Here is a 19,073-nt window from a genome sequence, read left to right on the forward strand (position 1 = left end):
AGAGGCGGCGAGATGCTGAAGCGTAAACCTCTGACTGCGCTGCTGGGCCTGACACTTGGTCTGGCCAGCCCGTTGCCGCTGCTGGCGCAGACCGATGCCAGCGACAGCCAACGCGTGGGCAACATCCAGTTCGGCAACAGCCTCGATCCCACTGGTTGGGGCGCATATGCCGTGCCGGATCCGGTGGGCATGTCCTACCTGCATGCCGGCCAGCTGCGCACGCCGACCGGCGTGCTCTACCCCTGGCCCCACCAGATACCCGACGAGGCCCCGCTCGGCACGGGCGACTGGACGTATACGTGGCTGGCTCAATTCGGCTACATCCACACCAGCGGCGATCGCAATGACGAACTCCTCCGCATGTATTCGGGCTGGAAGGATGGCGCCGCGCTGGGCATGTTCGCGTTCTCCGCCCTGAACCACAAGACCGGCCAATACATCGACTTCCGCGGCAGCCGGATCAGCAGCCAGGATCAGTACTACCGCATGCGCGCGGGCCGCTACGGCGACTATCACATCGAGGTGTTTTATCGGGATATCCCGCATACCCTGAGCACCACAGCCTTTCCGCTATGGAATGGCGTGGGCTCCACCAACCTGACTCTACCCAACGGTCTGGCCACCGGCAGCACGCCGGCCCAGGTGCAGGCCGTGGAGGCAAACCGGCCACGCCAGACTTTGTCGGTAACGCGCCAGAGCGAGGGCGTCAGCTGGGAAAGCGCGCTTTCCCGGAACTGGATCGGCTACGCCGGCGTGACCCATGAGAAACGCACGGGTGACCGCGACTGGGGCGGCCCGATGTACCTGACCTACTTCTTCGGAGCTCCGGGGCCCGGTGGTCCCGGCACGCCGAACATTCCGGGCACCTACGGCGGCCAGTACGACACGGTGCGACCGGTCGACTTCACCACCACCGACGTCAACCTTGGCCTGCGCAACAAGGGCGGCGCCTCGGGCTGGCTGTTCAACTTCACCATGACCGGCTCGTTCTTCCGCGACAACAAAAGCACCTTGAACTATGCGGTCCCGTTTGCCGTGGCGCCGGGCTCCACCTCGGTGGCCACCGGCGGCACCTGGTCGCTGGAGCCGGACAACAACTACTACAACGTGCGGCTGGAAGCGTCGCATCCGCTGAAGCTCTGGCACGGCGAGTTTTCCATCTCGGCGGCCTACAGCAGCATGCGGCAGAACGATGCGCTGCAGGCGCCACTCAGTCCGATGTATTGCCCGAGCGGACAGTTCCTCGGCACGACCGGCATTGCCTGCGCGGACTGGAACACCACGGCTGCGCTGTCGCGGCAGGACGGCGATGCGCGCATCGACAGCGGCCTGCTCAACCTGCGCCTGGATTTCCGTCCCAGCGCGAAATTCAGCTGGCACCTCAATCTGCGCCAGCGCGACGAAGACAACATGACGCGCTACACCATGTACAACCCGTTGACCGGACAGTACGGCTATGTCCCCGAGAACGGCGCGGAGCCGGTCGTTACCGGGCAGACCGAACTGTTCCAGCCCGGCAGCCCGCTTTACCAGTCGAACTTCGCGCAGATCGCCAGCATTCCCTTCAGCTACAACGACCGCAAGACGGAGCTGGGCGGCAGCTACCGGGTCAACCAGAACAACACGCTGAGCGCGAGCTACCTGCTCGACCATCAGACGCCGCACCCGCGCGAACGTACTTACATCAACGACCAGCACCTCAAGCTGAGTTGGGATACCCGATCGCTCGGCAGCGCCACTCTGCGCCTCAGCTACGAATACCAGAAGCGCAGCGGCGGCCCCTACAACCCCGACCCGTATCTCGCCGCGTATTCGCCCTCCATGCCCGGGTACGTGCCGCTTGCCGTCGGCGATACCGCGTTCACCGTCGCCCAGATGTACAAGTACGACATGAGCAACCTCGAGGCGAGCAAGCTCAAGGCGATCCTGACCGAGCCGCTGGGCACCACGGCCACCTTCACCGCCACGCTGTATGGCAACCGCCTTCGCTACGGCGCGGATATCGGGCGGCAGTCTTACGACACGACCGGCGCCGACTTGTCCTGGGACTGGGAGCCGACGGCATCGACCTCGATGAGCGTTTATGCCGGCATCGAATCGAGCCGGCTCAAGCAGGGCAATGTCAATGACAACGAGGCATTGGCCTTTTCCTCGCCGGAACAGGCCGACACGCAATTCGGTGGCCCGTTTTTCCCGTACGCCAATTTCTGGACGGCGACGGACAACGAGCGCGACGTCGATGCCGGCGCGCATTTCAACCACGTCTTTTCACCGCGTGTCAGGCTCGATCTCAACTACGACTACACCTATTCGCGCGGGCTCAACAGCTACAACTACGCCAGCCTGGCGGCGATCTCGTCGGTTTACCTGCCGTTCCTGACCGCGGCAGATATCGGCAACAGTTTCCCGCCCAACGTCTATCGCATGCAGACGCTCACGGCCAATCTGAATCTCGGGCTGACCCGCAGAGTAGGCGTGCGTCTGTATGGCAAATACGAGTTCGGCAATTACGCCGACTGGCACTACGCCGGTTTCGGCATGCCTGCCGATCTCATCGTCGGCAACCGCGTCTTCACCGAGTTGGGTCCGCAGCCGCACTGGCATGCCATGGTCGTGGGCGTATTCATGACCGTGAAGCTCTGAGGAGAACGCCGCCATGTCTTCTACGCATCGTGTTCTTCATCTGGTGGCGGCCGTCATCCTGTGGCTTCCCGCGTTTTCCATCGCCGCGGCCGAGGGCCCTCCAGCACACACGCCGGCGACATGGACCGACCTGCGCCAGCAGCAGCCCATCACCGGCGACGTCCAAGCCGGCCAAGCGAAGTCGGCCGTATGCGCCGCCTGCCACGGGCCGCAGGGCCTGGCCATCGTGCCGATCTTTCCGAACCTAGCCGGGCAGTCGGCGACCTATCTCTACGTGCAATTGATGACGTTCAAGAACGGCCAGCGCAACGACCTGGTCATGAGCGGCCAGGCCGCCGCGCTAAGCGACGCCGACATGCGCAACCTCGCCGCCTATTACGCCTCGCTCCCGGCCAAGCCGGCTGGCCAGGCCGATGCCGCCTCCCGCGGCGGACGGCTGTTCCTCGACGGCGACCCGGCCCAGGGCGTACCACCCTGCCAGGGTTGCCATGGCCCGACCGGGCAAGGACCGCGGGTGTACCCCAGCAATACGCCACAACCGCCTTGGTCGACTTTCCCGCGATTGCACGGCCAATCGGCGATCTACGTGACCAAGGCGCTGGGCGATTTCAGCAACGGCACGCGCAGTGGCACGAGCAACGCGCAGATCATGCACAACGTGGCGCAGACGCTCGGCGATGCCGACATACAGGCGCTGTCGACCTACATCGCGACGCAGTGAGCGAACAAGGCTTCCTGACCCAGCTGCGCACCCGGAATGGCGAACCCTCTGGCTGCGCCGGTGCAATCCGCCCCGGGTACACTCCACCTTGAATCACGAAATGACGTCGAGCCCGTGTCGGTTCGAAACGCGTTGCCGGATCCATCAAGCGTGGGCAGCCATCTCATGACCAGGGTCAACGATATGAAATCTGGACCAAGTCACCTCGTCATGACTCTGCCCGCTCCCGCGACGCGATTTCGTGCGTCATAAACAGGTAGGCGCCATGGCGGAGCATCACACTCTGCAGATCAAAGCCGGCCTGCACCGATACCGCGCCTGGCGGCATCACCCTGATTGCCTAATCAGCGGAACTTCCGTGACCCGCACCCTCCTTGGCTACATCTCATTGGCCTTTGTGGCATGCCTTTCCATGCCGCTGCATGCCCAATCAAGCACCTTCAACGGTACCGCAGCGCTCAGTTCGCAATTGGTTGACCGGGGCCAGGCGATTACCGGCGATACACCCATCTTGCAGGGAGCCGCCTCCTGGACGTTTCCGACCGAGGGCACTGCATCCCAGTCCCTTCCATCAGGTTGGTCGCTGGGCCTGTCGGGGAGTGCGGAGGTGCGCTCCCTGGACCGTCTGGTGGAAGCCATGGCTCAGGCATCCCGCTATTGGTCCCTTTCAAGTGACTGGCAGATGCAGGTGAGCCTGCTCTACTACCGATATCCCGGCAGTACCGGCGGGTCAAAAGCCTTTGATCGAGCCGAAACGGGGATCAACTGGAGCTACCGGGACGTGCTGACCGCTGGCCTGTCGGCGATCCACGTCATCGGCGCCAAGAACCAGCGGCTGCGCGGTGCTGCCGACATCAACCTCCATTGGCCATTGACGCGGCACTTCTCCCTTTCCGCCGGCGCGGGCATCACCCAATCCCTCACGGCTCCCTATCGCCCCTACCGTCGCGTTTATGCCAGCTCCTACAGCCACGCCTACGCCAACTATTCCGACTCCACCCGCGCAAACCATTACAGCTATGGCCACGTGGGGTTATTGTGGAGCAACGGACCTTGGCGGATAGAACTCGACCGCATCGTGACGGCCCCGGAAACACAGCAGCAATGGGCCAATCTGGACGCCTCACGCTGGGTCGCAACAATTTCGTGGTCCTTTTGATGCAGAGGCAACCTTTTTGCGTTGGTTGGGTACTTACGTAGCGAACCCGCCGTAGTCCGATTACCCCCACCGAGCCATGAACGACGACGATATCGACGCTGACGTCACCGACCGCATGCTGCTTCAACGCATGTCGACGGGTGATCGCGCCGCGCTGAGCGTGCTGTATCGCAGTTATCACGGCAGGTTGTGTCGTTTCCTGTCCCGCCTGACGCGGCGCCCCGATGTCATCGAGGAAGTCATCAACGACTGCTTCTGGGTGGCCTGGCAAAAAGCCGGCAGCTTCCACGGCGACTCACGTGTTTCCACATGGCTGATGGGCATTGCCTATCGCTGTGGGCTGAAGGCGCTGCGGCAACACGGTGACGAACCGGTCGAAGACGACCCTCAGTCGGAACAGCGCACCGCTGACAATGACCTGGATGAAGATCGCGAATTGCGCGACTGGCTGAGCAAGGGGCTCGATCATCTGTCCGTGGATCAACGCGTGGTGATCGAACTGGTCTATGGCGTGGGTCATACCCTGGACGATGTTGCCGTCATCATGCAGTGCCCCGTAGGCACGGTGAAGGCGCGCCTGTTCCACGCGCGAGTCAAGCTGCGCAATGTGCTTCCGGCGCTGGCAGGCGACTCGCCCAAGCACAAGGAGGGCGCGCCATGACGTTCCCGAAGCATTCCGGCCGCGACTGCGTCCGTGCCTGGGATGCGATGCCCTGGGTACTGCAGAACAGCGCCACGCCAGAGCAAGGCGCGTGGCTGGAAGGTCATCTGGCGCAGTGCGAGTCGTGCCGTACGGAATTCGCCCAACAAAGTCGCTTGCGGCAAGCCATGTCGCTACCCACGGATATTTCGATCGATGCGAATGTCGGATTGCGGCGCTTGCTGGGTCGCCTTGATGCGCCCGATGCCGTGGAAGCGCCCTATCGTTCGCGTTCGCGAAACTGGCTGAGCCGGGCGCTGGTCGCCGTGGTGCTGATCCAGGCGCTCAGTATCGGTGCGCTGGGCGTGAAGTTGTGGTCGACCGGCGGCAGCCCTGCGTATCGCACACTCAGTCAGGAGTCTGCGCCCGCAGCCCCAGGCACGATTCGTGTCGTGCCCGATGCGGCCATGACCCTGGCCGATTGGAACGCGCTGCTGCATACCCTCCGGTTGCAGGTCGTTGGCGGCCCCAACGATGTGGGTGCCTATACGGTCGCCCCCATGAGCTCCACGTCAACAACTCAAGCATTGCAACAGCTGCGCACCACTCGTGGCATCCGCCTGGCGGAGCCCGTTGCCGTCACGCCATGAAATACGGCTTTCTCACCCTTGTCGCAATCGCGGCTTTGAGCGCGTGCGCATCATCGCGCCTCATGGCGGCAACGGAAAACCACGCCAACCTAGACCACGCATCGACCACCAGCGCGTCCTCCATGGACAGCCAGCGCGACATCGTACTGGCTGTCGCCAACCCGCTTGAGTCACCCTCCACAAACGCTGGCTCCAGTCTGCTGGGTTATGCCGCACCACGGTATTACGGCGCCGGTCAGCGCGCGGTTTCCGTCCTGGCCGCATTGAAGAAAAGTTACGGACTGCGCGAGGTCACCGGTTGGCCGATCAAGGCCCTCGGCGTGTACTGCGTCGTGTTCGAGCCACCTTCAGGCGTGACCCAGGATGCCTTGCTCAAGGCGCTCGCCAAGGACGATCGAGTGCAACTTGCGCAGCCACTGCACGAGTATTCCGTCTACTCGGAAAGATCGCAGGACGCACACCAATACAACGATCCTTACGTCAATCTGCAACGCGGCTTCGTGGAAACCGATGCCGCCCTTGCGCAGAACATCAGCCAGGGCAATGGGGTGCATGTCGCGATCGTCGACACAGGCGCCGACACGACGCATCTCGATCTGCAGGGGCGCATTCGTGATACGCACAACCTGGTTGATGACGATGCATCAGCGTTCAATCACGATAGCCATGGCACGGAAGTCGCGGGTGTCATCGCCGCAAATGCCGACAATCATCAGGGGATTGTGGGGATCGCACCCAAGGCCATGCTCAGTGTTTACAAGGCATGCTGGTATCAGCCGGCTCCAAACGCCGGCGCGCGCTGCAACTCGTTCACCCTCGCCAAAGCGCTGGCAGCGGTTCTTGATACGGATGCCCGTATCGTCAATCTGAGTCTGGGCGGTCCGCCAGATCCGCTGCTCAATTTGCTGCTCGCCAAATTGCTGAGCCAGGATCGCATCGTGATCGCGGCCATGCCACCGGATGGGACTGTCGGCGGGTTTCCCAACAATGTGCCAGGGGTCATTGTTGTTCGCGTAAGTGATCCATCGGCAGCACCGCCTGGCGTTTTGAGCGCACCCGGTAACGACATCCTGACAACCCAGCCCGGTGGGGGGTATGACTTCACTTCCGGATCATCCATGGCTGCCGCGCATGTGAGCGGCATTGCCGCTTTATTGTTGTCTCTCACCCCAGGCCTGGATGCGCGCGCCATCCATGATTTTTTGCTACGAAGCAGCAAAGTCTCCAACGGGACACTCCAGGTAAACGCAGCATCGGCGGTGGAGACATTACGCAGCGCGCAAAAAACCATCCCATGAGTCGGATGAGATGAAGCGCGCCGCTTGCCTCATCGCCCGGATGAAGGTGTCGTCCCATCCGCGCATGCGCGTGCACGCTCCAGCAGCAGTTCGCGCTCGCGCATGTTTTGCGTGAGCCCGGCCGCTCGCTCGAATTCGACGAGGGCCTCGTAAGGGCGACCCAGCTTGATCAGCAGATCGCCGCGCACGGTCGGCAGCAGGTGATAGTTCGCCAGCGCCGGCTCCGCGACCAGCGTATCGACCCGTGCGAGGCCGGCAGCAGGGCCGAATGCCATGGCAACGGCTACCGCACGATTCAACTCAACGACGGGAGAGGGAGCGACTTGCGCAAGCACCGCATACAGCGCCGCGATACGGCTCCAGTCCGTGTCTTCCGCCACCAGGGCGCGTGCATGACAAGCGGCAATCGCCGCCTGCAGCGCGTACGGGCCACGCGCACCGCCCAGTTTTTCGGCATAATCGAGCGCCGTCAGGCCACGGCGGATCAGCAATCGATCCCACTGCGCACGGTTCTGCTCCAGCAGCAGGATCGGCTCGCCGTGGCCATTGACGCGGGCACGCGAACGCGAGGCCTGAATTTCCATCAACGCGACCAGGCCGTGTACCTCCGGCTCGCGCGGTGCAAGCCCGACCAGCACGCGGCCGAGACGCAGCGCCTCCTCGCATAGCGCCGGCCGCATCCAGTCGCCGCCAGCCGTCGCGGAATAGCCTTCATTGAACACGAGGTAGATCACCTCGAGCACCGACGACAGACGCGCCGCCAGTTCCTCGGCGCGCGGCACCTCGAACGGCACCTCGGCCTTGGCCAGACTGCGCTTGGCGCGCACGATGCGCTGCGCGATCGTCGGCTCCGGCACCAGGAACGCGCGGGCGATCTCCTCGGTGGTCAGGCCACCGAGCAGGCGCAACGTGAGCGCCACGCGCGCCTCGACCGACAACACCGGATGACAGGCAGTGAACATCAGGCGCAGCAGATCGTCGCCGATCGGATCGTCCAGAGCTGCCTCCACCTGTGACACGGCGTGTTCCTGCTCGCTCTCGAGCTCGTACATCAACTCCACGTGCTTGCGCACAAGCAGCTTGCTGCGGCGCAGGCGATCGATAGCGCGGCGCTTGGCGGTGGTCATCAGCCACGCGCCGGGATTGTCCGGCACGCCCGATTGCGGCCACTGCTCCAGTGCAACGACCAGCGCATCCTGCGCCAGCTCCTCGGCCAGCCCGACGTCGCGCACCATCCGTGCGAGACCGGCGATGAGCCTGGCCGATTCGATTCGCCAGACGGCGTCGATGGCGCGGTGGGTATCGGTCGCTGTCATAGCAACCGATCACACCATCTGCCTCCCGTCGACGCAAGGGGCGGATCAGTTTCCCTCGGCCGCTGCCTTCAGGTTGGCCAGCCCACGCTCGAAGTCGCCGCCGACCAGCTTGTCCATGTTGAAAAACATATGCATGAGCTTCGCCATGTAAGGTTTCGGACCATGCATCGCCCAGGTGAGCACGGTCGAGTCGCCCTGCGGCAGCAGCGTGAAATCGGCGATATTGTGGGCTTCGAACGGCTTGATAAAATCCAGCTTGATCGTCGTCGCAGAGGGTGACGACGCCAGGATCTCCATGCGACCCTGGCCCACCTTGTTGTTGCCCTGCCACGCGTAGACAGCGCCCGGACCACTTGCCGCACCGCTGTAGCTACGTTCGAGCGCCGGATCGAGCTTTTCCCACGGCGACCAGACGGCCCATCGCCTGAAGTCGTTGATCAGCGCGAGGATTTTTTCGGGCGGGGCCTTGATCGCCGCCGCACGCTCCACCTTGAACGTGCCGGGCTGAGTTGCCGCAAAAACAAGCACCGCGACGATCAGGACGACAACGATGATGAGGATAATCTTGAACATGGATCGCTCCGGTCAGGGCGTTGAAGTGCGGCGGTGCCAACGACCGCCGGGGGTGGAAGCCTGAAGCGGCCAGCTACAGGCCCTTCTCGCAATTGATCATCCACGGCACACCGAACTGGTCGACCAGCATGCCGAAGCGCTCGGCCCAGAAAGTCTTCTCGTATGGCATCTGCACCGTGCCGCCGTCCTTCAGTGCATTGAAGATGCGCTCCCCTTCCGCCTGGTCGTGAATCTGGATCGACACCGAGCAGCCCTTGATGCCGTCGTACGGACGGTCGGGCGGACAGTCGGAGGCCATCAACACCTGGTCGCCGATTTCCAGCCGCACGTGGATCAGCATGTCACGAGTTTCCGCCGGCATGTTCTCGCAGCCAGGCGCTTCGCCGAAGCGCATCATCGTGGTGATCTTGCCGCGCAGGCACTGCTCGTAGAACTTGAATGCCGCTTCGGCCTTGCCGTCGAAGATGAGGTAGCTGGTCAGTTGCATGGGAATGCTCCGTCGGTTTTGCGTCGAGGCCGGATCGAGACCCGGCTCATGATTTGGCAGCGACCTGCGCGCGCAAACGCTCTTCCCGCTCGCGCAGCTCGGGCGTGAGCTCGGCGCCGAAATCCTCCGCCTCGAACACCTGGCGCAATTCGATCTCGGTGCCGCCATCGAACGGGGCGCGTTTGAGCCACTCGATCGCCTCGTCCTTCGACTTCACCTGCCACAGCCAGAAGCCGGCGATCAACTCCTTGCTTTCGGTGAACGGCCCGTCGATCACCGTGCGCTGATGGCCGGAGAATTTCACCCGCACGCCCTTCGAGCTCGGCTGCAGGCCCTCGCCCGCCAGCATGATGCCGGCCTTCACCAGCTCCTCGTTGTAGTTGCCCATCTCGGTCAGCAGCTGCTCGCTCGGCATCACGCCGGCTTCCGTGTCCTTGTCCGCTTTCACTATCACCATGAATCGCATCGTCGTGTCTCCTCTGCATCGTGGGTTGGAAGTCTCGGCCGACGGATAGACATGGCCCGCCGAAACCCCTGGTTCTGTCCAGACGACGAACGAATCATCGTCGAATCGACATCTCCGGCATCAATATCTGGAAATATTCTCAGGTTACGGGACAGCGCGTCGCTATGCTGTGCGCATGGCGTCATCAGGACAGCAAGGCATGAAGGAAAACCCAGGCGGACTGATCGTCCATCGCGGCAGCCGCACCGAGCGGCTGGCCGACGAACTGGCGCAGCAGCTTGAGGCGCAACGACCCGCCAATCCGCTGGCCAAGCAGACGGTCGTGGTAGCGCATCCAGGCCTGCAGCGCTGGCTGCTCGGCCGTTTCGCACAGCGCCATGGTGCGCATGGCGGCCATGGCATTGCCGCCAATTACGACATGATCCTGCCGTGGCAGTGGTTCGAGCGTACCGCCCGCTGCGTGCTGGGCGACGAGGCCTTGGTCGGCGGTGCGTATCGGCATGAAGTGCTGCGCTGGCGTCTGCTGATGGCGCTGCCGTCACTGAAGGCCGCGGAAGTCACCACTTACCTGGCAGGCGACGATGCCGCGCGGCGAAGCTTTCAACTGGCCGAACATCTGGCCGGGCTGTACACGCAGTACCTGATCTATCGGCCGGACTGGATTCTCGACTGGGAGCAGCATCCCGGCCAGCACGGCCGCGACTGGCAGGCGACGCTGTGGCGGTCACTGCAGACATCCATCAACCGCCCACACCGCGCCCAGCGTAGTGCGGTACTGCTCGATGCGCTGCGTGCGGGTCGCGATCTGGCCAACGACGCGCCGCTGCACGTGTTCGGCGTCAGCCACTTGCCACCGGATGTGCTGCAGGCCCTGCAGGCCACCGCGCTGCATACACCCGTGCATCTGTATTTCCCCGATCCCTGCCGCGAGCACTGGGTCTACCTGCGCAAGCAGCGCTTCCTGCTGACCCACGCCGACGACCCGGAAGCGCTGTATTACGAGGTCGGCCATCCGCTGCTGGTGGCGCTGGGTCGCATCGCGCAGGATTTCTGCCTGACCCTAGACGAATGCGACGCGATCGACGAACGCGATCCGCTCGACGACGCCGAGCCGCTGCCCGGCGAAACCTCGCTGCTGGCACAACTGCAGTCCAGCATCCGCTGCCTGCAGCCGGAACTGGTCGGCGCAACGCTGCGCGAACAGGTCGCCGATGGCGCCAAGGTGGAAGCACTCCTGCCCGCCTTGCGCAACGATCCCAGCCTGCGCGTGCACGCCTGCCACACCCGCCTGCGTGAGCTGGAGGTGTTGAAGAACAGCTTGCTGCGCTGCCTCGCGGACGATCCGAGCCTGCATCATCGCGACATCGTGGTGATGGCGCCGGACATCAGCGCGTACGCGCCGTATCTGGCCGCCGTGTTCGGCGAGCCGGCGCAGTACCGCAGCGATCCGTCGCACATTCCCTGGCATCTGGCCGACGTCGGGCTGGCGCGCGCGCACCCGTTGATGAGCGCGTTTGCGCAGGTGCTGGACCTGGCCGAGAGCCGCTTCACGGTCAGTGAGGTACTGGACTTCCTCGACGTGCCCGCCGTGGCACGACGCTTCGCGATCGACCCCAGCGGACGCGATGCACTGGAGCGCTGGCTGCGCCGCGCCCGTGTGGCATGGGGACTGGATGCCGCGATGAAAGCCGAGGTCGGCGCCGCCGCGACCGACGCAAACTCGTGGCAGTTCGGCTTCGACCGCATATACGCGGGGCTGATCGTGGGACAGGACGCCGACAACGAACTGCTCGATGGAATCCTGCCGCTGGATGGCGTCTCCGGTAGCGCGGTCGAGGCCTTGGGTCAGTTCGATCGCCTGCTGGGCGAACTGCGTCAGGCACGCAACGAGTTCGCCAGCGCGCGCCCGCTCGCCGCGTGGAGCCAGTGGCTGCTGGAACTGATCGACGCGCTGTTTCTCGCCGACCTGCGCGACACCACCGAAAACAACGCGCTCGATGCGCTGCGCCGACTCGCCGCCAGCCTCGGCAGCCAGGCCGCGGAAACCGGTATCCAGGCACCCCTGCCATGGAGCGTGGTGCGCGAAGCCGTACGCGGTGCACTCGACGCGGTGCCGGAACGCCAGTCCTTCCTGCTCGGTGGGGTGACGTTCTGCGGGCTGGTGCCGCAACGCTCGATCCCGTTCCGGGTGGTCTGCCTGCTCGGCATGAACGAGGACGAGTTCCCGCGCCCCGGCAACGACGCTGGCCTCAACAAGATACTCAGTCAGCCACGCCGTGGCGACCGCGACACCCGCAGCGAGGATCGCTATCTGTTCCTCGAAGCGATGATGTCGGCGCGCGATGTGCTGCACATCAGCTATGTCGGCGAAGGCGTGCGCGACGGCAAGCCACGCAATCCGGCCGCACCGCTGGCCGAGCTGCTGCAATTCCTCGACGAACAACACGCGATCGCCGACAACGAAGACGCCGACCGACCCTGGTGCATCCGCCATCCGCTGCAACCGTTCGACGCGCGCTATTACGAGCGCGACGCCGATGGCCAGCCGCGGCACGACCCGCGACTGTTCTCGTACGACCCCGCATATCTCGCTGCGCCGTCCAACGCTGACGCGCCACGTTTTCTTGGTGACATGGTCAGCACACCGCAACCCACCGCCACTGCCAGCAACGAGGTCACGCTTGGCGCCCTCAAGCGGTACTGGCGCGATCCCGTCAAGGATGCGCTGCTGCGCGGCCACGGCATCAGCCTACAAGCACTCGATAGCGTCGGCTGGCCCGATCGCGAGCCACTGGAAACCGGGCTCGACCGGATCGAACGGGTCGATCACCGGCTGCTGTTTGAAACCCTCGCCGCCGGCCGCAGCGAACTGCCCGCCGAACCGCCGGCATGGCTCGCACGCTCCGGCATGCTGGCCGGCGGTGCCATTGGCGCCGAGACCTACACGCAACTGCGCGACTCGCTGCAAGGCCTGCTCGACAGCGCGCAGCCATTGTTCGCTGATGGCGCCGCGCAACCACTGGCACAAGCGATCGACCTGGATCTCGGCGATGACCTGCGCCTGACCGGCGTGGTCGATCGCGTCTTTCATGGCGCCGACGGCCGCCTGCTGCTGTTCGATGCACAGCCGAGCCGAGCCGCCGGCCTGAGAGAAATGCTGGCCTTCTATATCGACTGGGCCGCGCTGCGACTGACCCATGCCAACGCCATGCACGGCGATTATCTGGAGCCGACGTCCAACAACAAGAAGGCACGCAGCTCAGGCCTGCTCGATCCCATCCGCGCTCAGGACACCACCCAGCTTCGACATGGACTGCGCCACCTGATCGAGGCATATCGGTCCGCCGGGCAACAGCCGCTGTTGTTCTTCCCGCGCACCGCGCAGGCCTATGCCGCCAGCGAGCCGGAGGCGCGTCTCGGCAAAGCTGCAGCCACATGGGCAGGCGACGACTTCAATGGCGGCGAACGCGACTACGCACCCGGCTATGCCGCCCTGCTGAGTCGCGGACTGGAGTTGTTCGACGCGGACAGTTCGGCACATCACGCCTTCGTTGCCGCTACCGAACTGGTCTGCGCAGTGCTCGATCCACAGCACACGATGCTGTTGAAAACGCCAGCATCCGAACCTGCCGGCACCGGGGAACAGGCATGAGCGCCATCGACACCACCCCAAGCGCTGCCCTGCCCGCGCTCGACTGGCGCGCGATGCCGCTGCACGGCCGTATCCTGATCGAAGCCAGCGCCGGTACCGGCAAGACCTGGAACATCGGTCTGATCTATCTGCGCCTGCTGCTGGAACGCGATTTTCGGGTGGAACAGATCCTGGTGACCACGTTCACCGATGCCGCCGCGCAGGAGCTTCGCGAGCGTCTGCGACGACGACTGGTCGAGGCCGAGCGCCTGCTGGAATCTGCTGCATCCATGCCGGCCATCGACGACAACTCGCTGGAAAACTATCTGTCGTTGCTCTGCCCGGACGCGGACAGCCGTTGCCACGCGTTGCGCAAGATCCAGTTGGCCCACACCGATCTGGATCGCGCACCGGTCTCGACCATCCACGCGCTGTGCCAGCGCATCCAGCGCGACTACCCGCTGGAAAGCGGCGCCGCGTTCGCCAACGACAAGCTGTTCGACGAACAGCAGCTGCAGCGCGAATGCGTGGAGGATTTCTGGCGCCGCCGCTACCTCGCCGGCGCGGTCGATCCGCGCGAGGCCGCGCTGCTGCTGAAGGACGGCCCGGAAGGCCTGCTGCGCGATCTCGGCGGGCTGTCGAACAGCACCGATGCGCGGATCGAGGCCGGCGGACTGGCCGAACTTGAACGACAGATCGCCGCTTTGCGCACGGAAGCGGCCATCGTCGAATTGCAGCGGCTGGCCAGCGACAGGTCACTGTACGGTTCACGCAAAACCGCGCTGTCAAACCGACTCAACAAGATCGTCGCCGCACTCAAGGACGGCGACGAAGAACAACTGACCGGCGCACTCGACAAGACGTTTGAGCCGGACAGCATCCTCGAACAGGAACCTCCCGAAAGCGCCGGCACACTGAACGAGCACCCGTTGATCCGGGCGTTGCAGACCCTGCGTCCGCTACTGCAATTGCGCACCATCTTCACCCGCGGCGCCGTGCTGGCCGAGGCCGCGCAAACCTGCCGCGAAGAGATGCCGCGACGTGCGCGCCAGCGTCACGTGCTGACGTTCTCGATGCTGATCGATGCGGTCTACGAGCGGTTGTGCAGCGAGCAGACCGACGACGTGCTGGCCAACCGCTTGTTCGAGGCGTTCCCGGCCGCCCTGATCGACGAGTTCCAGGACACCGACCAGCGCCAGTTTGCGATCTTCGACCGGATCTATCGCGGGCGCGGCACGCTGGTGATGATCGGCGATCCCAAGCAGGCCATCTACAGCTTCCGCGGCGGCGACGTCGCCGCCTACCTGCGCGCCAGCGAACAGGCGAACCAGCGTTTTTCGCTGGGCACCAATCACCGTTCCAGCCGTGCGCTGGTCGAGGCATTGAACGCCTGGTACGGCCACACCGAAGGCGGCTTCGGTCACCCGCAGATCCGTTACCAACAAGTCGTTGCGGCCGGCAAAACCGACGACAAGCCGTACACCATCAACGGCGAACCGGCGGCGCAACCGCTGGTCATCCACCCGTTCCGCGGCGATGCGCAAGACAAACGCGGTAGTCCGCTGAAGGCGCTCGGCGAGCTGGAGGCGCTGGCCCTGGACGACTGTGCCAACCGCATCGCCGAACTGCTCAACGACCCGCAACAGCAGATCGGCAGCCAGCGCGTGACGCCCGGCGACATCGCCGTGCTGCTGTCGACCAACAACCAGATCGTGGCATTGCGTACGCGGTTGATCGCCCGCGGCGTGCCCTGCGTCGGCAGCGGCCGCGGCAACATCTTCGCCGGTGACGTGGCGCGCGAACTGGAACTGATCCTGTTCGCCGTGCTGCATCCCGACGACGATCAGGCCGTGCGCGGCGCACTGGCCACTCGTCTGCTCGGCGCGACGCTGGAGCAATTCAACGCATGGCAGGCCCAGCCGGCGGCGTTCGAGCGCGAACTGGAACGCTTCGAGACCTGGCGCATCTTGACGCGCAGCCGCGGCGTGCTGGCACTGATCGACGCACTGCTGGCCGCGCGTGCCACCGCCTTGCTGGCGTTGCCCGAAGGCGAACGCGTGCTCACCGACCTGCGTCATCTGGGCGAGCTGCTGGCGGCGGAAGAAGGCGCACGACAGGGACTGGATGGTCTGTACGCATGGCTGCTGGAGATGCGCCAGGAAGGCAGCGACGGCGATGCCGAGGCGGCCGACGAACGCCAGCTGCGCATCGAAAGCGATGCGCGCCGGGTACAGCTGCTCACCATCCACGCCAGCAAGGGGCTGGAGTTTCCGATCGTGTTTCTGCCGCTGGTGTGGCGTATCGGCGACCGCACCGGCGTGCGCGCGCCGAAGCTGCTGCGCTATCACGATGCCGGCGGCCGGCGCTGCGTCGACCTGGGCTCGGTGGATTTCATCGAACACCGTAGCCAGCATTTCCGCGAAGAACTTGAGGAGCGCCTGCGCCTGCTCTACGTCGCACTGACCCGCGCCGTGCACGCGGTGCACGTGTACTGGGTGGATCGCGGCCCCCTGCCCAGCAACGATGCGCAGGCGTGGGAATGGGCGGCGATCGACCTGCTGGTCCAGCAGGCGCAAAGGCAGTTGGACCTGGCCGAGAGCGAAGCCTCGCTTGATGCCATGGCCATGACACTCGGTGGCATCCAGCTGTCCGCGCCATTTGCCGATAGCTACACCCGTTATCGGCCGCCGGTCGAAACGCCCTCGCCGCGCGCCACGCAGTCACCGCTGCCGCGCTCACGACCGTTCCAGTGGCTGCACAGTTTCAGCGGCCTGACCCGGTATGCGGCGGCTGCCGTAGTGGTCGATGACAATGGCACTGCTGATGAAACTGGCCTGGAAGAGCCGGCGGGTACTGCTGATGAAACTATCGAGGACCATCGCCTGTTGAGCCTGTACCCGTTGCGCGGCCCGCGCTTCGGCGATGCCGTGCACCAGGTACTGGAGCTGGCCGGACCGACCCCAATCTGGCCCGGTCAGCGCCAGCTGGTGCACACCCAGCTCACCGCCCAGGCAGTCAAGTCCAGCAGCGTGCTGCCAGACGAAGCACTGGAGCGCGTCGGACGGATGATCGACCGCGCACGCCAGACTGACCTCGGCAATGGCCTGCGACTGATCGACATTGCCACCGATCAGCGCATCGTCGAGTTCGAATTTCAGTTTCCGGTACAACAGGTGCCGCTGGCACGGCTGCGCCAGCTTTGCATCGCCCATGGCCAGCCTGATGTGGTGCCACCCAGTCTCGACGCGACGACACTCAACGGCATGCTGACCGGCTTCGCCGACCTGATCATCGAATGGGACGGCCGCTTCCACGTGCTCGACTACAAGACCAACTGGCTTGGTGCACGACTGCACGATTACCAAGGCAACTCGCTCGACGCTGCGATGGCGGAACACCATTACCCACTACAGGCGCTGCTCTACACCGTGGCGCTGCACCGCTACCTGCGCCAGCGGATGGACGGCTATACGGCTGAACATAAACTCGGCGACAACTGGTACCTGTTTGTCCGCGCGCTGGGGCTGGCACCTGGTCTCGGCGTGTGGCGTCATCGCTGGCCGGTGGCACTGATCGAGGCGCTGGATGATGCGTTCGCCGGCGCACTGGAGGCCGTCGCATGAATCGCCCCTTGCCCGCAGCCGCGCCTGCCGACGAGCGTGCGATCGACCAGACCTTGGCGCAGTGGGTGTTCAAACGCACCGACTCGGCCCTGCTCGCCAGCGCTGTACGTGCGGCCAGCAGCGCCGAAGGCCACGGCCATTCCTGCGCGTGGTTGACTGACCCGCAGACCGATGCTGGCTTCGATGCCGACGCGCTGGACGTACTGCGCCAGCACGCATGGGTTGGCGACGGATCGCGATTCACGCCGTTCGTGCTTGATGCACAGAACCGTTTCTACCTGAGGCGCAACTGGCAGCACGAGACGAAGCTCGCCGCGGCGATCCTGCAGCGTTGCCAACAACGTACGCTGCCGATTCCCGCCGATACACTGACCGACGATTTGGACGCACTGTTCGCGGGCATGCCGGCAGGGAATACCGACTGGCAACGCGCCGCGGTAGCAGCGGTGCCTGGTGCACGCTTCTTCGTGCTCACCGGCGGCCCCGGCACCGGCAAGACCACGACTGTCGTGCGTATGCTGCTGATGCTGTTGCGCCATGCCCGCGCCTGCGGGCTGCCGGCACTACCGTCGATCGCGCTCGCCGCACCCACCGGCAAGGCCGCTCAGCGACTGGTGCAGGCCATCGCCAAAGGCAAGGCCGAACTGCAGACGACATTGCCGAAGGAAGATTTCCGCGACCTGCTGCCACTCATTCCGCACGCAGACGCGCGCACCCTGCATCGCCTGCTCGGCTATCGGCCGATGGAGAACACCTTCAGCCATAGCGCACGCAACCCGCTGGCCGAGGACATCGTGGTGGTCGACGAAGCGTCGATGGTGGATCTGGCGATGATGTGTCAGTTGCTGGAGGCGCTGCGTCCCGACGCCGTGCTGATCCTGCTCGGTGATCCGGGACAACTCGCTTCTGTCGATGCCGGCTCGGTACTCGCCGACATCGTCGCCAGCGCGCCGTCGAACCAGTTGCCGCCGGGCATGGCCGCCCTGCTCGCGCCCATGCTGCAAAATGCGCCAGGCACGACGACGAATGATGCGGCACTGGCCGGACAAGTGCTGACGCTCACTCACAGCTGGCGCGCCGGCAGCGGCTTGCAACGCGGCATCGAGGCACTGCGCGACACGCCCGACCCAGCGTGGCTGGACACCCTGCTGAGCGCGCGCGCGGACGGCGACCTGCACCTGCGCCACTGCCCCAACCCGCATGCCCTGCGCGCCTGCGTCGACAGCTGGATCGAGCGGCATGTCGACCTGCTGCAGGCGTTGCTGACCTCGTCGTCCATCGACGCCGGCGCTGCGCTGCAAAACCTGCATCAACTGCAGATCCTGTCTGCACTGCGCGACGGCCCATTCGGCGCGCAAGGTCTCAACGAACTGATCAGCCGCCAGCTCGCCGCCCGTTTCGGTATCGATAGCAACCACGCCTGGTACCACGGCCGTCCGGTGATCATCACCCGCAACGACTATGCCCGCGGCCTGTTCAACGGCGACGTCGGCATCGCATTGCAAGGTGCGGACGGACTGCGTGTGTGGTTTGAACTCAGCGATCGCGACGGCAACGCCGGCCTGCGCAGCTTCTCGCCACGCGCCCTGCCCGCGCACGAAAGCGCCTGGGCGATCACCATCCATCGCAGCCAGGGTTCGGAATATCGCGATGTGGCCGTAGTGCTGCCACCGGACGAAGACAACCGCATACTCACCCGCGAACTGGTCTACACCGCCATCTCGCGCGCCAGAAACCACGCCGAGATGTGGGTTACCGATACCTCGCTGCGTGCAGCATTGAGTCGCCCAATCCAGCGCCAGGGTGGCTTGCGCGAACGACTGGTTCCCGGAAAAGCGTGAAGGGTGATAACGAACCCCGACTACA

Annotated in this window: 13 protein-coding genes; 9 read left to right on the top strand and 4 right to left on the bottom strand. The window is 64.6% G+C overall.

Annotated features, from left to right (window positions below; genetic code table 11):
• The first annotated feature begins 12 nt into the window (after positions 1-12).
• The 6 genes from IE071_RS08020 to IE071_RS08045 all read left to right on the top strand — a co-directional run bounded on the left by IE071_RS08020 (position 13) and on the right by IE071_RS08045 (position 7,111).
• A complete protein-coding gene (locus IE071_RS08020) occupies positions 13-2,643 on the top strand; it encodes an MtrB/PioB family outer membrane beta-barrel protein (RefSeq protein ID WP_189440566.1) in 2,631 nt (876 codons plus the stop codon).
• Positions 2,644-2,656: 13 nt separating this feature from the next.
• Positions 2,657-3,364 (top strand): c-type cytochrome, encoded by a 708-nt coding sequence (locus tag IE071_RS08025; RefSeq protein WP_189440567.1) that lies wholly within the window; start codon positions 2,657-2,659, stop codon positions 3,362-3,364.
• A 358-nt stretch (positions 3,365-3,722) separates the two neighbouring features.
• Positions 3,723-4,523 (top strand): TorF family putative porin, encoded by an 801-nt coding sequence (locus IE071_RS08030; RefSeq protein ID WP_229792801.1) that lies wholly within the window; start codon positions 3,723-3,725, stop codon positions 4,521-4,523.
• Positions 4,524-4,599: 76 nt separating this feature from the next.
• Positions 4,600-5,184, top strand: coding sequence for an RNA polymerase sigma factor (locus IE071_RS08035; protein ID WP_189440568.1), 585 nt, complete (start codon positions 4,600-4,602; stop codon positions 5,182-5,184).
• Positions 5,181-5,813 carry an anti-sigma factor gene (locus tag IE071_RS08040; RefSeq protein WP_189440569.1) on the top strand — a complete coding sequence of 211 codons (633 nt, stop codon included), beginning with the start codon at positions 5,181-5,183 and terminating at the stop codon, positions 5,811-5,813. The genes IE071_RS08035 and IE071_RS08040 overlap by 4 nt, the downstream gene beginning before the upstream one ends.
• A complete protein-coding gene (locus IE071_RS08045) occupies positions 5,810-7,111 on the top strand; it encodes a S8 family serine peptidase (RefSeq protein ID WP_189440570.1) in 1,302 nt (433 codons plus the stop codon). Before IE071_RS08040 ends, IE071_RS08045 begins: the two co-directional genes overlap by 4 nt.
• A 29-nt stretch (positions 7,112-7,140) precedes the next feature.
• Here IE071_RS08045 and IE071_RS08050 read toward each other — a convergent pair whose 3' ends face one another.
• The 4 genes from IE071_RS08050 to IE071_RS08065 all read right to left on the bottom strand — a co-directional run bounded on the left by IE071_RS08050 (position 7,141) and on the right by IE071_RS08065 (position 9,953).
• Positions 7,141-8,427 carry an RNA polymerase sigma factor gene (locus IE071_RS08050; RefSeq protein WP_189440571.1) on the bottom strand — a complete coding sequence of 429 codons (1,287 nt, stop codon included), beginning with the start codon at positions 8,425-8,427 and terminating at the stop codon, positions 7,141-7,143.
• 45 nt (positions 8,428-8,472) lie between these two features.
• Entirely contained in the window at positions 8,473-9,000 is a 528-nt protein-coding gene (locus IE071_RS08055) for an SRPBCC family protein (protein WP_189440572.1), read from the bottom strand.
• A 73-nt stretch (positions 9,001-9,073) separates the two neighbouring features.
• Entirely contained in the window at positions 9,074-9,487 is a 414-nt protein-coding gene (locus IE071_RS08060) for a VOC family protein (protein WP_189440573.1), read from the bottom strand.
• A gap of 46 nt (positions 9,488-9,533) precedes the next feature.
• Positions 9,534-9,953, bottom strand: a complete 420-nt coding sequence (locus IE071_RS08065) for a YciI family protein (RefSeq protein WP_189440574.1) — start codon at positions 9,951-9,953, stop codon at positions 9,534-9,536.
• A gap of 199 nt (positions 9,954-10,152) precedes the next feature.
• Between IE071_RS08065 and recC the strand changes: the two genes are divergently transcribed.
• From recC to recD, 3 genes are read left to right on the top strand one after another with little or no spacing between them, the layout of a single operon-like run.
• Positions 10,153-13,605, top strand: a complete 3,453-nt coding sequence (gene recC / locus IE071_RS08070; RefSeq protein ID WP_189440575.1) for an exodeoxyribonuclease V subunit gamma — start codon at positions 10,153-10,155, stop codon at positions 13,603-13,605.
• Positions 13,602-17,207: an exodeoxyribonuclease V subunit beta gene (gene recB / locus IE071_RS08075; protein ID WP_189440576.1), complete on the top strand. Its 3,606-nt coding sequence runs from the start codon at positions 13,602-13,604 to the stop codon at positions 17,205-17,207. Before recC ends, recB begins: the two co-directional genes overlap by 4 nt.
• Positions 17,204-19,048, top strand: coding sequence for an exodeoxyribonuclease V subunit alpha (gene recD, locus IE071_RS08080; RefSeq protein ID WP_189440577.1), 1,845 nt, complete (start codon positions 17,204-17,206; stop codon positions 19,046-19,048). Before recB ends, recD begins: the two co-directional genes overlap by 4 nt.
• Positions 19,049-19,073 lie beyond the last annotated feature (25 nt).

Source organism: Rhodanobacter panaciterrae, assembly GCF_014651895.1.
GTDB lineage: Bacteria > Pseudomonadota > Gammaproteobacteria > Xanthomonadales > Rhodanobacteraceae > Rhodanobacter > Rhodanobacter panaciterrae.